The organism is Grimontia sedimenti, assembly GCF_011045095.1.
GTDB classification, from domain to species: domain Bacteria; phylum Pseudomonadota; class Gammaproteobacteria; order Enterobacterales; family Vibrionaceae; genus Enterovibrio; species Enterovibrio sedimenti.
Genome location: NZ_JAALDL010000006.1, coordinates 15,635 through 38,178, shown reverse-complemented (window position 1 = coordinate 38,178; position 22,544 = coordinate 15,635). Strand labels below are relative to the sequence as shown.

At 48.0% G+C, this 22,544-nt stretch carries 15 protein-coding genes; 7 read left to right on the top strand and 8 right to left on the bottom strand.

Annotated features, from left to right (window positions below):
• Positions 1 to 30: 30 nt before the first annotated feature.
• A complete protein-coding gene (locus tag G5S52_RS09875) occupies positions 31 to 921 on the bottom strand; it encodes a LysR family transcriptional regulator (RefSeq protein WP_165013168.1) in 891 nt (296 codons plus the stop codon).
• 134 nt (positions 922 to 1,055) lie between these two features.
• On the opposite strand from G5S52_RS09875, the gene G5S52_RS09870 reads away from it, so the two are divergent.
• From G5S52_RS09870 to G5S52_RS09860, 3 genes are all read left to right on the top strand, one after another.
• Positions 1,056 to 2,999 (top strand): amidohydrolase, encoded by a 1,944-nt coding sequence (locus G5S52_RS09870; protein WP_165013166.1) that lies wholly within the window; start codon positions 1,056 to 1,058, stop codon positions 2,997 to 2,999.
• A gap of 264 nt (positions 3,000 to 3,263) precedes the next feature.
• On the top strand, positions 3,264 to 4,271 hold the full coding sequence (gene galE, locus G5S52_RS09865) for a UDP-glucose 4-epimerase GalE (protein WP_165013164.1): 1,008 nt from the start codon (positions 3,264 to 3,266) through the stop codon (positions 4,269 to 4,271).
• Positions 4,272 to 5,207: 936 nt separating this feature from the next.
• A complete protein-coding gene (locus G5S52_RS09860; protein WP_165013162.1) occupies positions 5,208 to 6,884 on the top strand; it encodes a methyl-accepting chemotaxis protein in 1,677 nt (558 codons plus the stop codon).
• A gap of 106 nt (positions 6,885 to 6,990) precedes the next feature.
• Here G5S52_RS09860 and G5S52_RS09855 read toward each other — a convergent pair whose 3' ends face one another.
• The 3 genes from G5S52_RS09855 to ppsA form a co-directional block, all read right to left on the bottom strand.
• Positions 6,991 to 8,235: an L-lactate MFS transporter gene (locus G5S52_RS09855; RefSeq protein WP_165013160.1), complete on the bottom strand. Its 1,245-nt coding sequence runs from the start codon at positions 8,233 to 8,235 to the stop codon at positions 6,991 to 6,993.
• A 716-nt stretch (positions 8,236 to 8,951) separates the two neighbouring features.
• Positions 8,952 to 10,406, bottom strand: a complete 1,455-nt coding sequence (locus G5S52_RS09850) for a DUF3360 family protein (RefSeq protein ID WP_165013158.1) — start codon at positions 10,404 to 10,406, stop codon at positions 8,952 to 8,954.
• A 298-nt stretch (positions 10,407 to 10,704) separates the two neighbouring features.
• Positions 10,705 to 13,080, bottom strand: coding sequence for a phosphoenolpyruvate synthase (gene ppsA / locus G5S52_RS09845; protein WP_165013156.1), 2,376 nt, complete (start codon positions 13,078 to 13,080; stop codon positions 10,705 to 10,707).
• Positions 13,081 to 13,244: 164 nt separating this feature from the next.
• Here ppsA and ppsR point away from each other — a divergent pair, with 164 nt between their 5' ends.
• From ppsR to G5S52_RS09830, 3 genes are all read left to right on the top strand, one after another.
• Positions 13,245 to 14,078 carry a posphoenolpyruvate synthetase regulatory kinase/phosphorylase PpsR gene (ppsR, locus tag G5S52_RS09840; RefSeq protein ID WP_165013154.1) on the top strand — a complete coding sequence of 278 codons (834 nt, stop codon included), beginning with the start codon at positions 13,245 to 13,247 and terminating at the stop codon, positions 14,076 to 14,078.
• 77 nt (positions 14,079 to 14,155) lie between these two features.
• The gene (locus G5S52_RS09835; protein WP_165013152.1) at positions 14,156 to 15,055 is read left to right on the top strand and encodes a LysR family transcriptional regulator; all 900 of its coding nucleotides are present in this window, start codon (positions 14,156 to 14,158) and stop codon (positions 15,053 to 15,055) included.
• 50 nt (positions 15,056 to 15,105) lie between these two features.
• Entirely contained in the window at positions 15,106 to 16,170 is a 1,065-nt protein-coding gene (locus G5S52_RS09830; RefSeq protein WP_165013150.1) for a helix-turn-helix domain-containing protein, read from the top strand.
• A 15-nt stretch (positions 16,171 to 16,185) separates the two neighbouring features.
• Here the strand turns inward: G5S52_RS09830 and G5S52_RS09825 are convergent, their stop codons facing one another.
• Positions 16,186 to 17,199, bottom strand: a complete 1,014-nt coding sequence (locus G5S52_RS09825; protein ID WP_165013148.1) for an alpha/beta hydrolase family protein — start codon at positions 17,197 to 17,199, stop codon at positions 16,186 to 16,188.
• A gap of 121 nt (positions 17,200 to 17,320) precedes the next feature.
• The gene (locus G5S52_RS09820; protein ID WP_165013146.1) at positions 17,321 to 18,211 is read right to left on the bottom strand and encodes a LysR substrate-binding domain-containing protein; all 891 of its coding nucleotides are present in this window, start codon (positions 18,209 to 18,211) and stop codon (positions 17,321 to 17,323) included.
• Between the two features lie 195 nt (positions 18,212 to 18,406).
• Between G5S52_RS09820 and nagE the strand changes: the two genes are divergently transcribed.
• On the top strand, positions 18,407 to 19,864 hold the full coding sequence (gene nagE / locus G5S52_RS09815; protein ID WP_165013144.1) for an N-acetylglucosamine-specific PTS transporter subunit IIBC: 1,458 nt from the start codon (positions 18,407 to 18,409) through the stop codon (positions 19,862 to 19,864).
• A 93-nt stretch (positions 19,865 to 19,957) separates the two neighbouring features.
• Here nagE and G5S52_RS09810 read toward each other — a convergent pair whose 3' ends face one another.
• Together G5S52_RS09810 and G5S52_RS09805 are read right to left on the bottom strand one after the other, a co-directional pair.
• The gene (locus tag G5S52_RS09810; RefSeq protein WP_165013141.1) at positions 19,958 to 20,563 is read right to left on the bottom strand and encodes a response regulator transcription factor; all 606 of its coding nucleotides are present in this window, start codon (positions 20,561 to 20,563) and stop codon (positions 19,958 to 19,960) included.
• Positions 20,564 to 22,408 carry a sensor histidine kinase gene (locus G5S52_RS09805; RefSeq protein ID WP_368737466.1) on the bottom strand — a complete coding sequence of 615 codons (1,845 nt, stop codon included), beginning with the start codon at positions 22,406 to 22,408 and terminating at the stop codon, positions 20,564 to 20,566. It abuts the gene before it with no gap.
• Positions 22,409 to 22,544: the final 136 nt, after the last annotated feature.

Below are 22,544 nucleotides of genomic sequence, written 5' to 3'. Positions count from 1 at the left end.
GCGCTCAAGTGCGGGCTTTTTAGTCTCTGTCTATTGGTAATATTTGGCAGCGAAAGCTTTGATCGAAGAGAGCAATGTTTGGAGCTCTGGAGTGTTTTCCATTGCGTCGGGATAGAAGAAGGAAATCCCCACATTCAAGCTGGAAGCTAGCTCATCCAGTGGGAGTTTTATGAGTTGTTTCTGCTTCACCAAAGGCTCTGCAAGGCTTTGGGGAATCACCGTCCATCCATCGTTTTTCACCAACTCCAACAGAATATCGTTATTGCTGACGACTCTCACATTTGTGGAAACGGAAAACAGCTCAGGTGCACTGACTATTAAGTTCTCGCTCAGATATTGCTTTTCTAGTTGTAAGTCACCAATGGTGACTTTTGCCAAACCAGTCAGTGGATGATTGGGATTGCAATATACATTCAGGTCATCACTGCCTAGATTGACGTAACCCAAAGAGTAAGGAGACTGGCTGGTCAGTTTGTATTGCATCAGTGCGAGTTGGTGACTTCCTTCAGAAACGGCTTTTAAAGCATCATCCCGATTCCTGTGTAGCCAATTAAGTTTCACATCAGGATAGTGTTTATCCATAAACGCTTCTATGTGAAGGATAAGTGGCGCCGGTACTAGCACATCATGGTAAATATCTAGTTGTGTGATTGGCTCAAGATAGCTTTTCAATAAGCGAGTGTTTAAACGCTCACTATTTCTCACTAAAAGCTGCGACTGCTTATAGATTGCCTGGCCTGCTTCAGTGACCACGGCAGACTTTCCCTGAATATCAAAAAGTACAATGGCATAGCTGTCTTCAAGTGCTTTTATCTGCTCGCGTACCGTGGTTCTGTCTTTTCCCAGTTTTCGTGCTGCTTTGCTGTAGCTGCCTTCCTCTACGGTTGCACAAAATGCTGCTAGATGTTCATACGAAAACATAGGCTCTCCTGCTTGAGTAATGTTGGGACATACCCCGCATAATGCGTTATTTATGTTGGTAGCTTATCGGTAAAGTGGAACTATTGAAATGCAGTTGACCATGCATAGCGAACTTCTTCACAAAAGGTATTGATATGAAAAAGGTGCTCAAAGTTTCTCTGTTGTCAGCCTTGATTACCGCAGTAGCAGGTTGTTCTCAATATGACACAGGCCCTGAACAAGCTTCACTATCCGCTTCCGTGCTGGAAAGTCCGGTGACGATTTTTTTGTCGGATGACATCATTACCATGTCTGAAGATGTTCGTGAGAATGTTACGGCGATTGCCGTTCAGAATGGAAAAATACTGGACCTTGGTGAGCAAGCTGTACTGCTCAAGAAATATGAGTCTCACCCTGATCTAACAGTTGATGAGCAATTTAAAGATAAAGTCATTACCCCTGGGTTTGTTGAACCCCATATCCATCTTTGGATGAGTGGCTTTTTCCTGGGCTTCGATTTTATTACTCCAGGTGACTGGAATTTGCCTTGGGGCGAAGTGAAAGGTGTCCAAGGCAATGCGGCATATTTTGAGCGTCTACGTGAAATCGAAACGGGCATGGAAGAGGGTGAGCCTTTGATCACCTGGGGTTACCATAACTATTTCCATGGCCGTGAAATGAGCAAAGCGTTGCTCAATGAAGTCTCTGAAACTCGACCAATCATTGTTTGGCATCGAAGTGCCCATGAACTGTTCCTTAATGATGCAGCACTAAGCTACTTGGGATGGGAAGAAAAAGACTGGCAGTTTGATGGCCCCGGTGGTGACCAACTCGACTGGGAGCGGGGACATGCCTTTGAAAATGGCATGAAGCGTATTCTTCCTGATTTGATGAAGTTTGTCATGGAGACCGGTCGTTTTGCGACGGGAATGGAGCGAACTCGTGATTACGTTCATTCTGGTGGAATTACGACTGCCGTTGACCCTGGTGTGATTGTGACACCAGCTTTGTATGATCAGATGGTGAGTATTCTCCTTGATGATCATTTCCCAATGGATTATTGGTTGATGCCAGCAGGTAATGTGACGTACATGATGGCTGAAGGTGATCCTGAAAAAGGAAAAGAGATTGCCGAAGCGCAGTTGCATCAGTTTGAATCTGTAGAACAAATCCAATGGATGCCAAAATTCGTGAAGTTGTTTTCTGATGGCGCGATGTTTAGCCAGTTGATGCAACTGAAAGATGGCTACCTTGATGGCCATGAGGGAGAGTGGCTTCAAACGCCAGAAGATCTAGAGGCCAGTATGCGACCTTATTGGAATGACGATTACACGATTGTCGTGCATGCGAATGGAGATATGGGCTTTGAATCTGCGATCAATATTGTAGAAAAGCTCAGTAAAGAAAAGCCTCGTGATGACCATAGAACCAGTTTCCACCATTTGGGTATCACTGATAAGGAAGATATTCCTCGTGCGGTAGCAACTGGTTCAAACTTCAGTGTGAATCCTTACTACACCCATCTTCTTGCTGAGCGGTATAGCGAAGAAGGTGTAGGTAAAGAAAGGGCGGAGGTTATGGCGAGAGGGCGCTCATTTATTGATGCCGGAGGAAAGTTATCCATGCATTCCGATGCGCCAATGGCACCGGCTCAGCCACTTGCTCTTGTTTGGGCAGCCGTCAATCGCATTGGTTTGTCTGGCGAAACGGTGATGGGGCCAGAAGAGCGAATCACTGTTGATGAAGCTATGCGTGCCATCACGATTGATGCGGCATACACGGCGCGTTTGGAAGGTGATGTAGGTAGCTTAGACATCGGCAAATATGCTGACTTTACTGTACTTGATGAAAGTCCTTACAAAGTCGATCCTAAGGAAATTAGAGATATCAACGTAGCGGCGACGGTGTATCGAGGGCATACGGCCAACATTGAGGTTGCGAACGCAGGTTTAAAAGCGACTGAAAACAATCAGAATGTGTTGAGATTGCTGAGCCGGATTCCTTCAAGCAGCGAGCACTTGGGTCACAACCATGCAGATGGTGAAGTGTGTGAAAGTGCACTGATATTCCAGCAAGCAATGAATGAATCTGTAAGGTAGGTTTATTTCAAGTCTGAAGCCGCTGCTATATCAGCGGCTTTTTGTTGTAAAACCACCAGAGAGAAATCCTGTAAAACGACAAAATTACCTTTTCAAATTCGAGCCAGTTATTCGAATTTGCGCCTAACACTGTGGTTTTTATGCGATTCGATGTATGTAACTGGCACTTCTGACATGCTCAGGTATAGTGGTCGCCATAACAAATCCGTGCTTGAATTGAACGTAGACACGGAATCTAAAATCACAACCCAATTGAGATTTGACATGAACGTACTCGTAACTGGCGGCGTTGGCTACATTGGCAGTCACACCTGTGTTCAGATGATTGAAGCAGGCCTAAATCCTATCCTTCTCGACAACCTTCACAACAGTAAACTTGCGGTGCTTGAACGCATTGAAAAACTGACGGGCAAAAAGCCGACTTTTTATCAGGGTGATATCCGCGACAAAGCGTTTCTGGCCTCAGTGTTTGAAAAAGAAAACATTGATGCAGTCATCCACTTTGCTGGCTTGAAAGCGGTGGGTGAGTCGGTTGAGAAGCCGCTGGAATACTACGACAACAATGTTAATGGTACTCTGGTGCTGGTGGATGCGATGCGTGATGCAGGCGTTCACTCGCTGATCTTCAGCTCGTCGGCAACCGTTTATGGTGACCCGGCTTCTGTACCAATCCGTGAAGATTTCCCAACGTCAGCAACCAACCCTTATGGCCGCAGTAAGCTGATGGTGGAAGAGTGTCTGACTGACTTCCAGAAAGCGAACCCAGATTGGAGCATTACCCTGCTTCGCTATTTCAACCCTGTCGGCTCGCACAAATCTGGCGAGATGGGTGAAGACCCACAGGGTATTCCAAACAACCTGATGCCTTTTATTTCACAAGTAGCCGTTGGTCGCCGTGAATTCCTGTCTGTGTTTGGTGATGATTACCCAACCCGTGACGGCAGTGGTGTACGTGACTACATCCACGTTGTTGACTTGGCGGAAGGTCACCTTGCTGCGCTTGATAAAGTCGGCAAGAAATCGGGCCTACACATCTACAACCTTGGAACCGGCGACGGTAAGAGCGTGTTGGAAATGGTTGCAGCGTTCGGTGAAGCATGCGGTAAAGAAATTGCTTACCAAATCGCACCGCGTCGCCCAGGTGATATTGCAGAGTGTTGGGCAGACCCTGCCAAAGCGCAGCAAGATCTGGGCTGGAAAGCGACTCATACCCTAAATGACATGGTAGAAGATACCTGGCGCTGGCAGTCAAAGAACCCGAACGGCTATTAAACTGACTGTAACCAAGAGATAAACGATAAAGCCCGCTTAAATCAGCGGGCTTTTTTATATATACCCAAACGACCTGAAGATGCTCACATTCAGAGGTCATCAATGCGTTCAATTCGAGGCAAATTTCGCGAGGAATAGTCGTTCTATTTCCGTGGAATTTAACGAAGATGTGGGCGCATTGAGGCCCTCCCTTCGGGCGAGTTGACTAGCGCCGTGCTCTTTGTTGTTCCTTTTTGATGGAGATGGCAACACCTGCAAAGGAACGCCGCGATCACAACGCCGGTCAATCTCGCTGAATCCGGCATCTTCAGGTTGTTTGCGTATACCCCTATTTTGTGACTTTCATTCGGGTTATTTGTCATTAGAAAATTAAGCTTTTAAATATCAACCCCTTGCCATTCAAATCCCTGAAAAATCCAGCTTAAGCCTCTGATTGTTTGCACTTGAATAAATGATGTTTGTTCCGTAAGTATTGTTATGTAATGAAAATATGTATCAATATTAAAATAATTATCAATATGGCGAATTGCGTTTTTATATTGTGTCATGCTTATATCTAATGACACAGAAGGTAGTTCGGTGTCTGGCAATCTTTCTTAGATGCATGAATAAAGCGGTTTTGCGGTCCTGCTTTTAATCTCATGAAGAAAAAAGACTTTATTGGCCATGTTGCCTGAAGAAGTAGGGATTTGGGGTGATGTTGAGATTCAAAAACCTAGGGTTCAAACAAAGAGTTATTGCAATATCTGCCGTTCTGCTTACCTTGTCGCTAAGTATTTCAAGTTACCTTTCCTATTATTTCCTGAGTGAAGAAAAGACTGAAAGCATTGATGAAAGTATATCAATTCGTGTCGATGCTGCGGGCGATGCTGTAGAACGTTGGATCAACCGTGTGTCTGTTTCACTCCAAAAAATGCTCCTTATTTTTCCGAGCCTTTGTCTGATGAACAGATCTTAGTAGCCACAAATCAAATTAAAAAATCTTCCCAGGTTTTCGCCATTATCGTCGGGTATGAAAACGGCAGCGCGTACAGCTCTAACTCCGGGAAATACGACTCTAACGCCTACGATCCTCGTGGGCGAGGTTGGTATAAAGCGGCAAAAGAGAAACGTAGCACTATCATTACAGATATTTATACCGGTGCGACAACGAAAAAATTGATGGTGAGTATTGCTGAGCCTTTCTACGAGGGAAATACGTTAAAAGGCGTACTTCTTGCTGATCTCACGCTCGATATCATTGGGAAGCACATAGGTAACGGCTTGCCGGAGAGTGGTATTGCGTCATTGTTTGATGAGAGAGGTGTGGTCATCGCGTCGTCCAGCCAGAAAAGCAAACCGGGTGAAACGACAATCAGTTCGATTCCAGAACTCGCCAACTATCAGGGTGAGCTTTTAGCGCCAGGCTATGGCTACTTTGACTACCAAAGTAGCGGAAAAACCAGAACGGCGTACCACAACCAAATAGGACTTGGGTTTGGGAAATCTTGGTACTACGTGGTCAGTGTGGATCAAAACACGGCTTATCAGTCTCTCGATACGTTAATCCAGCGCATGCTCTGGGTGTCAGTCGCTTTGCTTTTCATATCGATTGCTGTGTTGGTGTTTGTTTTGCAGCGACTGTTCCGACCTATTATTGGACTTCAGCAGAAAATTGAAGAGCTCACTCAGGGAGACGGCGATCTGACCAAGCATTTAGAGGTCACGAGTAAAGATGAAATCGGCAATGTTGCCATGAGTGTGAATACGCTAATGCAGCAACTGGGGGCCATGATCTCCAAGACAAAATCATTAGGAGATAAAGTGGGTTCTGGCATGGAAGCGTCAACATTGAGTGCTTCAGAAGCCAGAGCGCAGATTGAAACGCAAATGAATGAGGTCGATCAGTTAGCCACAGCGATCAATCAAATGTCGGTAAGCGCTAAAGAAGTGGCTAATCACTCCCAGCTGGCTTCTGAATCTGCTCAAAGTGCCAGTACTAATGTTGACCGCAGTGCCCAATTAGTAGAAAGCTCAGCGCGTTCTACCGCGGCACTGTCAAACCAGGTAGAGCAAGCAGTAACAGTAGTGTCTGATCTAAACACTTCTGCATTAGGTATTGATTCCGTGCTTAGTGTGATTACAGACATCGCAGAGCAAACCAACCTGTTAGCCTTGAATGCGGCAATTGAAGCAGCACGCGCTGGAGACAGTGGCCGTGGGTTCGCAGTGGTGGCGGATGAAGTGAGAAAGCTGGCGCAGAAAACCCAACAGTCGACTGAAGAGATCGGCAGCATGATCGAAACCCTACAAAGTGGCGCCAGAAAAGCGCTGGAGGTCATGGAGTCCAGCCAACAGGAAGTGGGGCAAACCTTAGAACACTCAAAAGATGCGGATACAGAACTGCAATCTATCCGTCAGGCAGTCGCTCAAATCACCGACATGATTTATCAAATTGCTTCCGCGGCAGAAGAGCAAAGCATTGTGTGCGAAGAAGTGAACCGTAATGCTCAGGCAACAAAAGACATTTCGGTCGAGGTATCCAAGTTAGTCAATGAAATGCACGATGTGATTGAGGGACAAAAACAAAATGTCTCTGACCAGAACGACGTACTGGGTCAGTTTAAGGTTTAAAACGAAAAAGATTTCAATGCAATAAGGTCTGAAAGCAAGCCACACGGCAACAAAGTCCCCCGCATCACAGCGGGGGCTTTTTTTAGGTGCGTCGCGGTTTAGCCAGTTACGCTGTTACCGCTTCCAGTCTTCCTCGCGCTTTGGTGATGTAAGCCTTCATCATAAATGCCACGCCCAGCGCCACCACGAATGCCCCACCAAAGATATAAAGGGTGAGCTCATAACTGCCAGTGACTGAACGCAGATAAGCGGCGATTTGCGGACCAACCAAACCGGCAGCAGCCCAAGCCGTGAGGATGTAGCCGTGGATCGCGCCTAGTTGTTTGGTACCGAACAAGTCACCAATAAATGCCGGCAAGGTTGCAAAGCCGCCGCCGTAACAGGTCATGATGGTGAACAGCACTACCTGGAACATCAACACACTGCCGATATTCGGCAATACTGCAAACAGCGCAATCTGCAGCACAAAGAACGCAATGTAAGTGTTCGCGCGTCCCAAGGAGTCTGAGAGTGTTGCCCAACCTAAACGTCCTATCCCGTTAAAAACAGCCATCAAACCGACGACGGCAGCCGCTTCGGTGGGGGAAAGCCCAATGGTTTCCTGAGCGAGGGGAGAAGCAGAGTAAATCACACCAATACCGCAGGAGATGTTGATGAACATCATGATCCAGAGCCAATAGAACGGTGCCGTCTTCGCCGCCTCATTGGCGGTTTGCTGGGTCAGGTCCTGTGTGATTTTTTGTGCGCCGGAAGCGACGGCTTCTTTCATGCCATCAGGCATCCAACCTTGAGGTGGGCGCTCAAGATACAACGCAGAAAGATACATCACGGCCATATAGGCGATACCAGAAGCGTAGAAAGTGAAAGGGATGGAGAAGTTTTCCATCAGGTAACCAAACACCGGGCCGCCAATCATGGCACCAAACCCGAAGCCCATAATCGCAAGGCCAGTGGCAAAGCCGCGTCTATCAGGGAACCATTTCACCAGCGTGGAGACAGGTGTGATGTAGCCAATCCCAAGCCCGATGCCGCCGAATACGCCGTAACCGAGCCAGAGTAGATAGATGTTGCCGACCGAGGTACCGAAGCCGGCAATCAGCAATCCTGCCCCCCAGAAGGTGGCTGCCAGTAAACCGGCTCTGCGTGGACCATGCTTCTCAACGAAGTGACCCATAATCGCTGCTGAAAGCCCCAAAAAGAAAATAGCTAAACTGAAGGTGCTCGCAACGGCAGATCTGTCCCAGCCAAAGGTTTGTTCGAGAGGAAGGTTAAATACACTCCATGCATACACTGAGCCGATAGAGCCATGGATACCCACGGCAGAAGCGGCGATAAGCCAGCGGTTTTTCATATCGATATCCTTATTGAATCAAGATACCTGACACGTTACTGACTGAATGATTGGCAACAGTTGATTTACATCAACCGCGCAGAACGACATATTTTCTTACAAACTCTGAATTCGACGAAACTGCACAGATAGCTGATTCATTTATGCCATCAATGCATTGATTTTTAGGCGTACAGATTTGCTAACACAGAAGGGAGTTGTATTTAAATGCCTACAATACAATGAGTTATCGTTGGGTTGGCTTGATATGCATTTTATGGCGGATGTATGGGCTAGATTGGGAGATTCTTCTAAATCCAAATTTCCACAAATGAATAACTTCGATCAATGTTTGGTTTTGAGTTGGGTTGAAACAATTTTGAGGTCTAAATAAACACCTGAATGGAAAGATAACAAGTGAATAACCAGTCAATGATGCAAGAGTAAAATTACTCTATCGTCATATGTGAATTAATATCACGGGTTATATGGTTATTATTGGCGATCTATCTGTGTGAGATTATATATAAAGATAATTATACTGTTCGGTGATTTAAGGTGAATATTCCGAAGTGATTGCTCTAACTTTCTGATTGGGAAACATTTAGATACAAAGTGTCATATTTTCCAACGGCTTTTATTCCTGAGTGGCAGAAATAAAAAAAGCCACCCGATTGGGTGGCAAAAGTATATAAACGCCCGACTGATATTGGGCAAAGTTACATTACATCTTTCACTTACAGCAGGGCAGGAACCCCAGGGAGCTCTCCTACAACACCGAGCGCGCCCACACAGACAATCAATGCCGTGAGTGGAATGCCGAGACGGTCTGTGCGGCCGAGAGACGCAGCGCGTTCTTTGTTGCCAATCAGACCTGTGTTATCCAAAAGCATGGTCAATGCCCAGCCAAATACCGGGTTCACCAGCGCACACGCAAACATACAGATACCGGCACTTTGGGAGTTACGGGCATTTTTCACCATTTGCATGCCCGCTTCCAGCAATGGCAGGAATACACCAACCAGCAAAGCAACACGAAGCACAGGTTCCCACATGGCCAAGTCCATCGGGTAGCCGATCACCGCAGCCGCAATACACAGTACACCGGTTAACAGCGCGCCACCGGGAATAGGGCGTTTGGCAATCGCCGCCGGAATCATATAGGTGCCCCAAGAAGAGGCGAGGTTACCACCGCCAAGGCCGGCACCAACAATCTGACGTACTGAACAAACCGTCATGGTGTCGTCCACATTCATCAACGCACCTTTGGCGGTTTTCGGGTAATTCAGTTCCTGGAACACACGGTGTCCAAGGAAATCCGGTGACCACATGGCAACCGCCAGTACGGCAAACGGGATCACCGCAATGTAGTGCTCAAGGCTTGGCCAGCCTAGTTGCCAACCAGTGTCTTCGCCCCACCAGTAGAAAGGACTCATGTTTGGCAGGCCAGGTTCAGTGGTGAACTCAAAAGGCGCGCCCATGGTGAAGGCGATGATACCTGCGACCGCAGAACACAGAGGAATAGCCAGCCAACGTTTTTCAATCTTGGCAAGGTAGGCGTAAATCACGATGGTCGCGAGAATCACAACAAAGGAAACATGGCTCAGTCCAGTTGAAGCAGACCAGGATTCAAATGCCGTCAGCTGACCAATCAGGCCGACAGCACCGAGGTAAATCAACAGGCCGCCCCGTACCCCTTCACCGGTGAGCTTCACAAGCTTGGAGCCGCCTTTGGATGCGCTGAGTATTAAACCAAACACGCCTACCATTATCCCCAGAGCGAGCGGGTGACCACCTGCCGCAGCAATCAGAGGAATGAGAGGGATCATCGGGCCATGCGTACCTGCAAGATTGGTGAGCGGGTTAAACATGGCAGAGAAGAAAATTGCGAACAGCAGACCTGCAATAAGGAGTTCGAAACGCACGTTCTCAGCAACAAACTCAGGGGATAAACCGAACTGCGCAGCGAAGGCGGCAACCATAGCTGTCACCATCACGACTTTGCCAATGGTCGCCGCAATAGCTGGCACCCAGTCTTCTATTTCAATACCAAAATCACGGTAAGGAAGATGGAGTTTCCAGCGTTTGTAATTGGCAATATTTAATTCATGTTCGAGGTATTCAGTGCGGGAAGTAAATTCATAGGATTGCTTCCGCTGAGAGGCGTAATCACGTCCTTGTTCTTGACTCATATTCACTCCGATGAGTTAAAGCTTAATTGCTGTTAATTATTTGGAGTGAAGAGAGTGGTGATATTGATGTGCATCATATTAGCTGTGCCATTAATCAATTTTCGGGATGTAAACGCGTCTGAGTTCACGTAAAAACACAGCAAATTACATCGTGTTCTAATTAATCTGATTGGTGGTGGGAGAAAAATGTGCAAGAAAATAGATTGGAATGCACAATATTCTAGATCTTTGTATTTAAAAATAAAAAATCCCGCAGCATTTTCGCGCTGCGGGACTTCACATTCATTCAGTCGATGAATCAGGACTTGTTAGCAACCTTGCCAAGTTTCATCCAGGTATCAACCACGGTGTCCGGGTTGAGTGAAACAGAGCTGATGCCCTGATCCATCAGCCATTGCGCCAAGTCATCGTGATCCGAAGGCCCCTGCCCACAGATACCGACGTATTTACCTGCTTTGGTGGCTGCATCAATCGCCATCTTCAGCATGGCTTTCACCGCTGGGTTACGTTCATCAAACAGATGCGCGACATCACCGGAATCACGGTCAAGGCCCAGCGTCAGCTGGGTCATGTCGTTTGAACCAATGGAGAAGCCATCAAAGTACTTCAGGAAATCTTCTGCCAATACCGCATTGGATGGCAGTTCACACATCATGATGACTTTCAGACCCTGCTCACCACGGCGCAGGTTGTGTTTCGCCAGAAGGTCATTCACTTCTGCCGCTTCACCTGTAGTACGAACGAATGGGATCATGATTTCAACGTTCTTCAGACCCATCTCGTCACGCACGCGTTTGATCGCCTGAGTTTCCAATTCGAAGCAATCTTCAAACACTGGCGAAATGTAACGTGAAGCACCACGGAAGCCTAACATTGGATTTTCTTCATGGGGTTCGAACTCGCTGCCACCAATCAGGTTGCTGTATTCGTTCGATTTGAAGTCTGACATACGCACGATGACGCGCTTCGGCCAGAAAGCGGCACCAATGGTCGCGATCCCTTCGGTCAGTTTGCTGACGTAGAAATCGACCGGATCTTTATAACCGCGAATGCGCTCATTGATAGTCGCTTTCAGCTCGTCGCTTTGTGCGTCAAAGTTCAGCAGTGCTTTCGGGTGAATACCAATCATCTTGTTGATGATGAATTCCAGACGGGCAAGACCGACGCCTTCGTTCGGAATTTGGGCGAAATCGAACGCACGATCAGGGTTACCCACGTTCATCATCACTTTGGTCGGCAGCATTGGCAGTTCGTCTACTGCAGTTTGACTGACCGCAAAGTCGAGTTTACCTTCGTAAACGTAACCAGTTTCGCCTTCTGCACAAGAGATAGTCACTTCCGCACCATCACTCAGTTTGCTGGTGGCGTCGCCACAACCGACGATGGCTGGAATGCCAAGTTCACGGGCGATAATTGCCGCGTGACAGGTACGGCCGCCGCGGTTGGTGACAATCGCAGAGGCTTTCTTCATCACCGGTTCCCAATCAGGGTCAGTCATGTCAGTAACCAGCACATCGCCGTCCTGTACCAGTGACATTTCATCCAGTGATTTCACAATACGAACACTACCGTTGCCGATACGCTGACCGATAGCGCGGCCTTCCACCAAGACACCGGCTTTGGTGCTCAGCTCGTAGCGCTCAATCACGTTGCCTTGCTTCTGCGAGCAAACCGTTTCAGGGCGCGCCTGAACGATATACAGCTTGCCATCGATGCCGTCTTTGGCCCACTCAATGTCCATTGGACGCTTGTAGTGCTTCTCGATGATCATCGCTTGCTTGGCAAGCTCTGCTATTTCATCGTCGTTCAGCGAGAACTGGCTTTGTTCCTCTGCTGAGGTGTCGATGATTTCAACCTGCTTACCAATTACCTGACTGTCGGCGTAAATCATCTTGATCAGCTTAGAGCCGAAAGTACGTTTTACTACCGCAGGGTGACCCGCCTCCAGCAGTGGCTTGTGCACATAGAACTCATCAGGATTCACTGCACCTTGCACCACCATTTCACCAAGACCCCAAGAAGAAGTGATAAACACCACCTGATCAAAGCCTGATTCGGTGTCCAGCGTAAACATCACGCCAGATGAAGCTTTGTCTGAACGCACCATGCGCTGAATGCCTGCTGACAGAGAGATACCACGGTGATCAAAGCCTTGATGCACACGGTAAGAAATGGCGCGGTCATTAAACAATGAGGCGAAGACGTGCTTGGTTGCCTCAAGCACAGCGTCAATGCCTTTAACGTTCAGGAAGGTTTCCTGCTGACCGGCAAAGGAGGCATCCGGCAAATCCTCGGCAGTCGCAGATGAACGCACAGCAACGGAAAGCTCCGAATTTCCGTCTACCAGCGTTTCGTAATTGTTTCGGATATCCTGCTCTAAATCAGCAGGGAAGGGGGCATCCAGTACCCATTGTCGAATTTGGGAACCGGCGTTGCGTAGGGCTTCAACATCTTCAATATCCAGTTCATCGAGCACTTGGTGAATACGATCATCCAGACCTTCATAATCAAGGAACTGGTTAAACGCAAACGAAGTGGTCGCAAACCCATTCGGGACAGAAACACCAACATTGGCGAGGTTGGAAACCATTTCGCCAAGAGAAGCGTTTTTGCCGCCGACCTTGTCAACATCATCCATGGACAGGGTATCGAACCAGAGGGTGTTCTTTTGCATGTCTTTCTCCAGAAACTATGCAGTTTTTATTGGGTATGCAGACATCAAGCTCAAGCTTCAAAACATTACAAAATTCCAAAGCTGTGGGCGCGTTAATAGCCTGCTGGGTTTTGTTATTGTTATGTTTGTATCCTATAAAAAAATTGCGAGCAGATTAACCGTTTATGCCTACAGAAATTCAAACCCGAGACGTCTTTTATGTCTCGGACGGGACAGCCATCACATGCGAGACATTAGGGCATGTTGTTTTGGGTCAGTTTTCCTTTGTCCCAAACGAGAAAACCTTCCCTTTTGTCGAGTCTGAAGACAAAGTGGCGGATTTGGTCAAACAGATCCAACAATCCCACGATAAACATGGGGTAAAACCGTTGGTTTTCTTCTCCATGGTCGTTCCTGCAATGCGTGATCAACTGCTTCAGGCGCCAGCATTTTTCTACGATGTGTTGGAAAGTATCGTCCAGCGTGTGGCAGAAGACACACAAATCGAGCCCAAGCCAAAACTTCAACGTTCCCGTAGTGTCAGCAAGGATTCCGACACCTACTTTGACCGCATTTCGGCCATTGAATACACCTTGGCGCACGATGACGGCATTTCTCTAAAAGACCTGGATAAAGCCGACATCATTCTGCTGGGTGTTTCCCGCAGCGGTAAAACCCCGACCAGTCTCTACATGGCGATGCAATTCGGCCTTCGCGTAGTGAACTATCCGTTTATCGCGGAAGACATGAAAATGCTGCGTTTATTGCCGGAATTCGAGTTCCAGCGTCACAAGTTGTTTGGATTGACGATAGAGCCAGAGCGCCTGACCCAGATCCGTCAGAACCGGCTTTCAGGCAGTGAATACGCCAGCAGCGAGCAGTGTGAACAGGAGATCGCAACGATTGAATCTTTGTTTCGTCGGGAAGCGATTCCTTATATCAACACCACCTCATTGTCGGTTGAAGAAATCTCCACCCGAGTACTTGAAAAAACAGGCCTCAAGCGTCGGTTGTTCTGATCCTAGAACGTGGTCGTTTACTTTCTCTAAGAAAAAGAAATAATGGTCTTAATTGTTTCTCAGAGTGAGTAAATGTCGTGCGCGCCGATGATTTAATTCTCTTTTCCCAAGTGGTTGAGCTCGGCAGCTTCAGTAAAGCTGCCGAGCAAAACAGCCTGACAAACTCCGTTGTCAGTAAACGTGTTGCGCGATTAGAAGAAGAATTAGGGGTTCAGCTTCTCTACCGCACGACTCGCAAGCTCACACTGACAGAAGCGGGAAAAGCCCTTTTACAGGGGGCGAAAAACGTCAAACAGGCTACCCAGGAAGCGGTCGATTCGGTCGCGGGGTTTGGCGAAAACATTAGCGGTCATATCAAAATGTCGGTGCCAACCATTTCCGGCGATTTGCTATTGGCAGATGCCGTGGCGGAATTCTGTTATCAAAACCCTGGTCTGACGGTCGATATGTCGCTCGACAACAAATTCGTCGACTTGATTGAAGGTGGCTACGATCTGGTTATCCGCACGGGATATCTTGAAGACTCCAGCCTAATTGCCCGCCATTTCCTTGATTCACAATGGATAGTTTGCGCTTCGCCGCAATACATTGCCCAACACGGTAAACCTGCCACACCGGAAGCTTTGGTCGACCACAACTGCCTACAATACGCGTATCAAACCACGGGGGCGTCGGACTGGGAATTCAAGGCGAGTAAAGGTAACTACATCGTCAAAGTGTCTGGCAGTTTTTCCACGGACAATGCTACTGCACTGCGAAAAGCCGCACTGGGCGGTTATGGCATAGCTTATGTGCCGCGCTGTTTGGTTTATCACGATCTGTTGGAAGGAAGACTGATTGATATCCTTCCTGAACAGGTAGGCAAGAAGTTGGGGATTTACGCAGTGTACCCATTTACCCGCCAGCCTCCGACCAAGGTGAAGGCGTTGATCGAACATATTCGCAACCGGTATCTGGAAATCGCACATTACTTTTAGGTGACGAACGAATCCTTCTCATTATGACGAGCTCAATTTAAAGGACAAAAATGCTCTCTATCCCATTGCCATTTGTGGCGTCTTTGATGTTGATTTTCGGTGCGGCGATCATTTTCAATCGCTCATATTACCAGTCAAAACGTGCTTTCTGGTTTCTGATCCTGTGCGCTGCTGCAACTGCGGTCGTGGGTTTGAGGTGGACGACGGATATTAGTTTCTTCCGCACAATTCAGCCCATGTTAGGCGCGTGCCTTCCTGTTGTGGCGTGGTGGTGTTTCTCTCAAGCACACTCGAACAAGCCGCTCAGTAACGTTCACTGGATTGGTCCTGGGCTGGTGGCATTGTCCTCTGCCAGTTACCCATATCTATGGTTGGGGCTAACAGATGTATTGCTGGTGATTTTGTACCTAGTCTATGGTGTGTGGTTACTGTCTCTTTCTTTCAGTACAGCAGACAAGGTAAGGCTCAGCGACACAAATCAGACAAGTTATTCCGAAAGAGTAGCGGGTGCACTGTTACTGTTTTCGGCAGTCATTGATGGGGCAATCTCCTATGATTTTGTCGCGTTTGGTGCTGAGCACACGGGCTTCATTCTGACCTTCAGCTATCTAATACTGATACCTGTCATGTGTATGCTGGTGGTGATTGTTGACGGAAGTGTGCCCTCCCAAGAGCAAGCTCCTGAAACAGAAGTGATTGAGCCGAATGACGCTGAGTTGGCTCTAAATGACTTAAATTCTGAAGTGGAGCACGAACCTGAACCCACCACTGACGACAATGATGAAGCGCAATCGATTGTCGCGAAATTGGATGAGATGATGGCGCAAAGGGAGTTGTTTAAAGACCCTGATCTGACACTGAATAAGCTGGCTAGGAAACTGGGTATCCCGGGGAGAAAAATCTCTTCATCGGTGAATCAGGTTTGTGGGGAGAATATCTCCCGCGCAATCAACCGCTATCGGATTGAGCACGCCAAGTCTCTGCTTAAAAACAGCGACTTGGCGATTACTGAGATCTATCTTGCAGCGGGATTTCAGACTAAATCTAATTTCAACCGAGAGTTTTTGCGAATCACCGATAAAACGCCCAGCGAATTCCGAAGCGGCACCCTTTAATTCCTGTGTTAGTAGTTACTCAAGGAACCAAAGGATATCCTCCAACATGTCGGCATGCAGTGCTTCACGCTGGGTGCCGAATCCATCCTTACAGATAATGCCATCGCCCTTGTATTCCTGTTCCAGCAAGTCGATAGCACCTGCCTTACAACGCTGCATGAAACTGAAATGGGTGGCTTGCTCATACACCTTGTAGTGTCTTGTCGACAAAGGTAAATATTCAGCCAAATAGCCTGACTCCATAGCTTGTGGCAAATCGCCTATGTCGATGCCTGCAGCGAGAATGAGTGTCGGTGTTATCGTTTCAGTCATACTCTTAACAGAAAATCCGCGCGCTAAACCCAAGTCCAAACTGACAACACGTTTGATACGTGTATCTTTAAGCGAATTGGTTTCGGGCTCCTTTGGCTGAACCTCATCAAGCCCCAACTCCTTTGCCAGTCCGCACGTTCTTGGATTGAAAATGAGCTGGCATTGTTTTTTCAATTCGTTTCTATCAATTTCAACGCCTGCCAACTGCATCACCGTCCATCCCCCCAAAGAGTGGCCGATAGCGGAAATGTTATCCGCGTCCAAAGCATTACTCCACTTTGAGTCAGTCAGCAGAAAACTTAGCAAGCGGGAAATATCTCTTGGTCTTTGCCACCATTGCGCGGCTTGAGATGGAGATTGGTCAAAAGTTGTTGTACCGGGGTGATCAGTCGCGGCCACCACGTAACCACGTTTAGCAAGCTCAGTCGCCAGCCAATTGAGATTTCGCCAGCTTCCACGATAGCCATGAGAGAGCAAAACAACAGGCGCTTTTTTCGCATCCAGCGTTGCTGCTTTGATCACTTCAGTACCAACAAAAGCGGGATTTTCGGCAATCACGGTTTTCGGTGACGTTTGAAATGTTGGGTACCAGATGGAAACATTCAGTGGTCTTGATGCGTCATCTTCAAGCGAGAATTGCTCAAACCCCACATTGGCTGCAAAGGCAGAATTTAGGACGAACGTTAATAAGATAACGAGTAAATAAATATGTTTCACCTTGTGGCTCCTTAAATCATGGAATTGGAGCCAGTATGTGCGGAGACCAGTGTTGACGCGTCCTAGAACACGATCGAGGACGCACTCGATCGTGATTTTATTCCTAATATATGAGCTCTTGTTAGTTCGGTTGGCCAATTTGACCCGTCACCCAATTAATGAATGTCCGCACCTTGGGTCTTTTCTCTGAGCCAAGCGGGCAGAGTAGATCATGGGTTTTGTGGGTCTCCATTCCGGGATAAGGAGAAACCAGTTCGCCACTTTCCAGTGCGTCTTTGACGAATCGGTATCTACCCATTGCGACCCCCAATCCTTTTCTTGCGCTGAACACAGCCATGTCTTGATGCGTGAAAATGCAACATTGCTTGGCGATGTCGATATCCACTTTGTGGTGCTTTGCCCATCGAGACCAGACTGTCGATGTGGCTGCGTAGAGGAAATTCACTCGGGAAAGGGAATTCATTCCATCCTCAAAGAGATGGTTCTCTTTGGCGTATGTCGGTGTGCAGACAGGCACATAACGCTCATCAAACATTTGAATGCGGTAGACATCGGCTCTTTCTGATGCCCCGTAGTAAAGCGCCACATCAATATCGTTGGTCTCGAAGTCCAGTTCGAGCTCTTGCGTCATCACCTTCAAATTGAATTTAGGGTACTTGGCTTTGAAATCTGCCAGTCTTGGAATAAGCCATTCGTAGGCAATTCCGGGTGAAGTTGCAATGGTCAAATCGCCGCTCAGTTCCGTATGCCGGATATCATCAATTTCACTGAAAATGCTGTTCAGTGAGCTCGCCAGTGTGCCTTGAAACCGTCTCCCTTCCTCTGTCAGCGTCAGCTTTCGTGTTCCGCGAACAAACAAATTGAACCCCAGTTCCTGCTCCAAAACCTTGATGCGATGGCTGACAGCGCCTTGCGTTAAGTGCAGAAGTTTTGCTGCTTCGGTAAAGCTCAAGGTTCTTGCAGCCACATTGAAGGTATGGAGATTGCCGAGCAGGGATTGAAGGTTCGCCATTGTTTTTCTGTTATCGCTCTTATGCATTAAAAATATTAATTCATGATGGCGTCGGATTGGTTTGTTTGCAAGCGGGTTTAATCGTCAAATAGGCCTAAAGCACTGATTGTGAAGCAGCGAAAACAAGCCAATAACGACAGCATCACAATCATGCGGGGGATTAAGAATTTTATTGAATAAAGCTTGGGGGCTTAGATGAATATCTTGGGATATATGCAAAAAGTCGGTAAGGCATTGATGGTACCCGTTGCCACTCTGCCTGCCGCAGCAATTTTAATGGGCGTCGGGTACTGGATTGATCCGGTGGGTTGGGGTTCAGAAAGCGTCATGGCGGCGCTGTTAATCAAATCCGGTGGCGCTATCATCGACAACATGGCTGTGCTGTTCGCCATCGGTGTCGCGTTCGGATTAAGTAAAGATAAAAACGGCGCTGCAGCCATGGCAGGCTTTATCTGTTTTATGGTCGTTACGACACTCCTTTCTCCTGGTGCTGTAAGCCAATTGATGGGCGTAACAGCCAGTGAAGTGCCGGATGCCTTCGGTAAGATCAACAACCAGTTCATTGGTATTTTGGTCGGTATTATCTCAGCGGAGATCTACAACCGCTACCACACGGTTGAACTGCCAAAAGCACTGGCGTTTTTCAGCGGTAAACGTCTGGTTCCTATCCTGACCTCCATTGCAGGTATGGCGATTGCGTTTGTGCTGCTTTATGTCTGGCCTATGGTTTACAACGCACTGGTTGTTTTCGGTAACCATCTTGTGGCGTTGGATGCAGTGGGTGCGGGCTTATTCGGCTTCTTTAACCGCCTGACACTGACCATCGGCATGCACCACGCGCTGTACCCAGTTTTCTGGTTTGATGTAGTCGGCATTAACGATATCCCTAACTTCCTGGGTGGCGCGCAATCTATTGCTGACGGCACGGCGATCCCCGGTAAAACAGGTATGTATCAAGCGGGCTTCTTCCCAATCATGATGTTCGGCCTACCGGCAGCAGCTCTGGCGATGTACCACTGTGCAGATGCGGAAAACAAAGGCGCGACATTCTCTATCATGATTGCAGCAGCCATGGCGTCATTCTTCACAGGTATCACAGAGCCGCTTGAGTTCAGCTTCATGTTCCTGGCACCGGCACTTTACTTCATTCACGCTGTACTGACGGGTATCTCGCTCTACATCGCGGCAAGCATGGAATGGATGGCAGGGTTTGGTTTCTCAGCAGGTTTTGTAGACTTCGTACTGTCTAGCCAGAACCCTCTTGCGACCCAGTGGTACATGTTGATTGCTCAAGGTCTGGTGTTCTTTGCGGTGTACTACTTCACCTTCCGCTTTGCGATTCTGAAGTTCAACCTGAAAACGCCGGGCCGTGGAGAAGGTGCTTCAAAAGAAGAAACGAAGGAAGAAATTGGCCAACTGACTAACGACTACATTGCAGCCATTGGCGGTGCAGGGAATATCCTGGAAGTCGACAACTGTGTCACCCGTCTTCGCCTGACAGTGAAAGACTCTGGACTGGCTGACAGCGAGAAACTGAAACAACTTGGCGCGGCAGGTGTGATTCCAATCGGTAAAGGTGGCCTTCAAGTGGTCGTCGGGTTGGGCAAAGTCGACAAAGTTGCCGAGCAGATGAAAATCGCGCTCTCTAATTAAAACGAATCAAACGGCATTTAAATGCCAATAGGTTCCCCCTGAAGTGCAGTTTCGCATTCCCCCGCGATTCTGCACTTCGCCTTTTGTGGTGGACTAGATTTTCCCTTGCTGAATCAAGATACTTAACCGCAGAACTAAATCTGCCACATTACTTGCATCAAACTTCTTCATCATGTTTGCGCGGTGAACTTCTATGGTGCGCAGCGAGACACACAGGGTTTTGGACATCTGTTGGTTGGTTTGGCCTTTCAGCACTTCCTTAAGCACTTCTTTTTCACGGTCAGTCAGGCTGTTGTATTTCTTCTCAACACAAACATGACCAACACGCTGGAAAGAGTGGGTGAGGGCCTTTTCAATCGCTGCCACCAAGCGATCACCGTCCACCGGTTTTTGGAAGAAATCGACCGCACCGTCTTTGAGTGCATCAACCGCCATAGGTACATCGCCGTGACCTGTCAGGAAGATGATAGAGAGTGGGCTTTGCGCATCGTTGAGGATCTGCTGTAGCTCCTGACCACGCATTTCTGGCATCCGGCTATCCAGCACGATGCAACCCGGCTCTGATATATCGACGCTTTCCAAAAACGCAGGGCCAGAGGCGAAATCTTTCAGCGCCAAGCCATAGCTTTCCAACATAAAGACCAGTGACTCACGGACTGCATCTTCATCATCAACAATAAATACCGGGCCTTTGTTCATTTATTCTTGTTCTCGTTTGATTGGCAGCACCACAGTGACTTCACAGCCAACCGGGCGTGCAGCCTGAATAATAAAATGTCCGCGATGGGCTTCGACGACTTCACGGCAGATAGGTAAACCAAGGCCCAAGCCATCCTCTTTGGTGGTATAGAAAGGCTTTTTCACTTCGGTTTCGCTTGCTGCAAGGCCAATGCCGTTGTCCTGAACGCGGATAACTACCTCATGGGTGCCATACAAAAGCTCGATAGTGACGGTGGGTGAGATTTCGTAATCCAGACTGGCCATACAGGCATCTTTGGCGTTTTTCAGAAGATTGATCATCACTTGCTGCATGCCAATGACATCAAATTCGCCTTGGAGTGGCTCGCCTTCAACGATCAGGTTTAGCGCTATTTTTTGCGCCTGGAAATCGTATTCAATCAGCGATATCGACTCTTTAATGAAGAAGATCGGATCGCAGGTGACATAGTCTGTCGGTGTCTGTTTTATCAAGCCGCGCAGGCGTTGGATGATACCGCTCGCTACAGTAACCTGTTGCTGGATCTTGCCCAAGAAAGGGGTAAGTTCATCTGGTGTCATGCCCTGCGCAAGGCGACGTTGCAGACCTTCGGAGTAGTTTTTGATGGTCGACAGCGGCTGGTTAATCTCATGCGCAATGCTGCTGCCAAGCTCGCTGACAATCATGGTGCGCTGGGCATGTTCCAGTTGTTCATTTCTCTCTTTGAGTTCGTAGAGGGTCTTCTTGAGGTCATCTTTACTGCGTTTAAAGCGATATTCCAACCAGAAGTGATAGATGTTCATCAGCATGAAAACGACGAAGGTGGCAAAGGCGAGCACCTGATTACGATCCAGCCATTTCAGGAATCCTTCCTGCCAGGTGCGCTGTAAGGGGTGCATATCGAGTTGATGCAGCACATGGTCGACTTTGACCGGGCTTGCTGGCAGCGTCCAGCCGACATTACCCGCAGCCTCTGCGGCGTAAGCACTCTCATGCATCGAAAGCAGTGATTGGGTGACCAACTTGCCGATGCTGTCAGAAGCGCGGTCGGTTTTGGCAAAGGTCCAATTCGGATAGAGCGGGGTGGTCACCGTACAGATCGAGTCATTCGGACGCTTGCCTTCAAGCACACGCACTTTATGCCGCTCAATGCGTCCTTCCTTAATCATGCTTTCCAGCGTACAGGCGGGCAGCACAGCGACATCCAAATCGTTGTCAATCACACTCAGCAAAATGTTATCTGTTGGTGGGCCATAGAATTTCACCCGCTTAAAGAAGCTACTGCCAAACACATTACGTTTTTCAATTTCATAGCGGAGCGCCAGAAAGCCGCCAAACGCTTTTTCGGAAACGGCACCAACGCGCGCATATTCAATGTCACGAAGGGCAAGGTAAGGCGAGTCGCTGCGCACCACAGCAACAGAAGCAATGGAGTGGGTGAGGTTACTGCTGTATGGGGTCTTCTGGGTGGCGAGCCAGTTTAGGGGATATTGCCGTGCAATTCGCGTGGCCTGTCCCGGACTGGTCAGCAGGAAATCCAACTGATTGTGCTCGAATGCCTGATCCAACTCTTCAAAGTCGTAGGTATGAAGGGTGAACTCGGTATTCGGAATAGTTTCTTCCAGCCAATCCAGTGTCGGCTGCCAGGATTGCTCAGCATGCTGATCACCACGAAGCGCTAACACACCGACATCATAATGTTGAAGGACGCCGGCTTGTGCAGGACAAACACAAAGGCAGCACATGCTAACGATATAAAGGAAAACCGCTTTAATACCCAATAATGGGGTTAAACGTTGTAGGTAACCGGGCAAGTGAGTGGCACACGTCGGGAATGATAGTGGCACGCATTTTACCTTATAAAACCCTATGAATAATGTTGCTTTAGATCAAATATTTCGCACTATTGTGGTAAACCACAATATCCCGCAAACCTTCCTTCACACACAATCCGTGCTACTGACCTGGAGCGGTCAACCCAAC

What these genes read in the sequence shown, in the direction of transcription:
- G5S52_RS09875 (WP_165013168.1), bottom strand. Translation starts at nt 921, where the DNA reads ATGTTTTCGTATGAACATCTAGCAGCATTTTGTGCAACCGTAGAGGAA.
- G5S52_RS09870 (WP_165013166.1), top strand. Translation starts at nt 1,056, where the DNA reads ATGAAAAAGGTGCTCAAAGTTTCTCTGTTGTCAGCCTTGATTACCGCA.
- galE (WP_165013164.1), top strand. Translation starts at nt 3,264, where the DNA reads ATGAACGTACTCGTAACTGGCGGCGTTGGCTACATTGGCAGTCACACC.
- G5S52_RS09855 (WP_165013160.1), bottom strand. Translation starts at nt 8,235, where the DNA reads ATGAAAAACCGCTGGCTTATCGCCGCTTCTGCCGTGGGTATCCATGGC.
- G5S52_RS09850 (WP_165013158.1), bottom strand. Translation starts at nt 10,406, where the DNA reads ATGAGTCAAGAACAAGGACGTGATTACGCCTCTCAGCGGAAGCAATCC.
- ppsA (WP_165013156.1), bottom strand. Translation starts at nt 13,080, where the DNA reads ATGCAAAAGAACACCCTCTGGTTCGATACCCTGTCCATGGATGATGTT.
- ppsR (WP_165013154.1), top strand. Translation starts at nt 13,245, where the DNA reads ATGCCTACAGAAATTCAAACCCGAGACGTCTTTTATGTCTCGGACGGG.
- G5S52_RS09830 (WP_165013150.1), top strand. Translation starts at nt 15,106, where the DNA reads ATGCTCTCTATCCCATTGCCATTTGTGGCGTCTTTGATGTTGATTTTC.
- G5S52_RS09820 (WP_165013146.1), bottom strand. Translation starts at nt 18,211, where the DNA reads ATGGCGAACCTTCAATCCCTGCTCGGCAATCTCCATACCTTCAATGTG.
- nagE (WP_165013144.1), top strand. Translation starts at nt 18,407, where the DNA reads ATGAATATCTTGGGATATATGCAAAAAGTCGGTAAGGCATTGATGGTA.
- G5S52_RS09810 (WP_165013141.1), bottom strand. Translation starts at nt 20,563, where the DNA reads ATGAACAAAGGCCCGGTATTTATTGTTGATGATGAAGATGCAGTCCGT.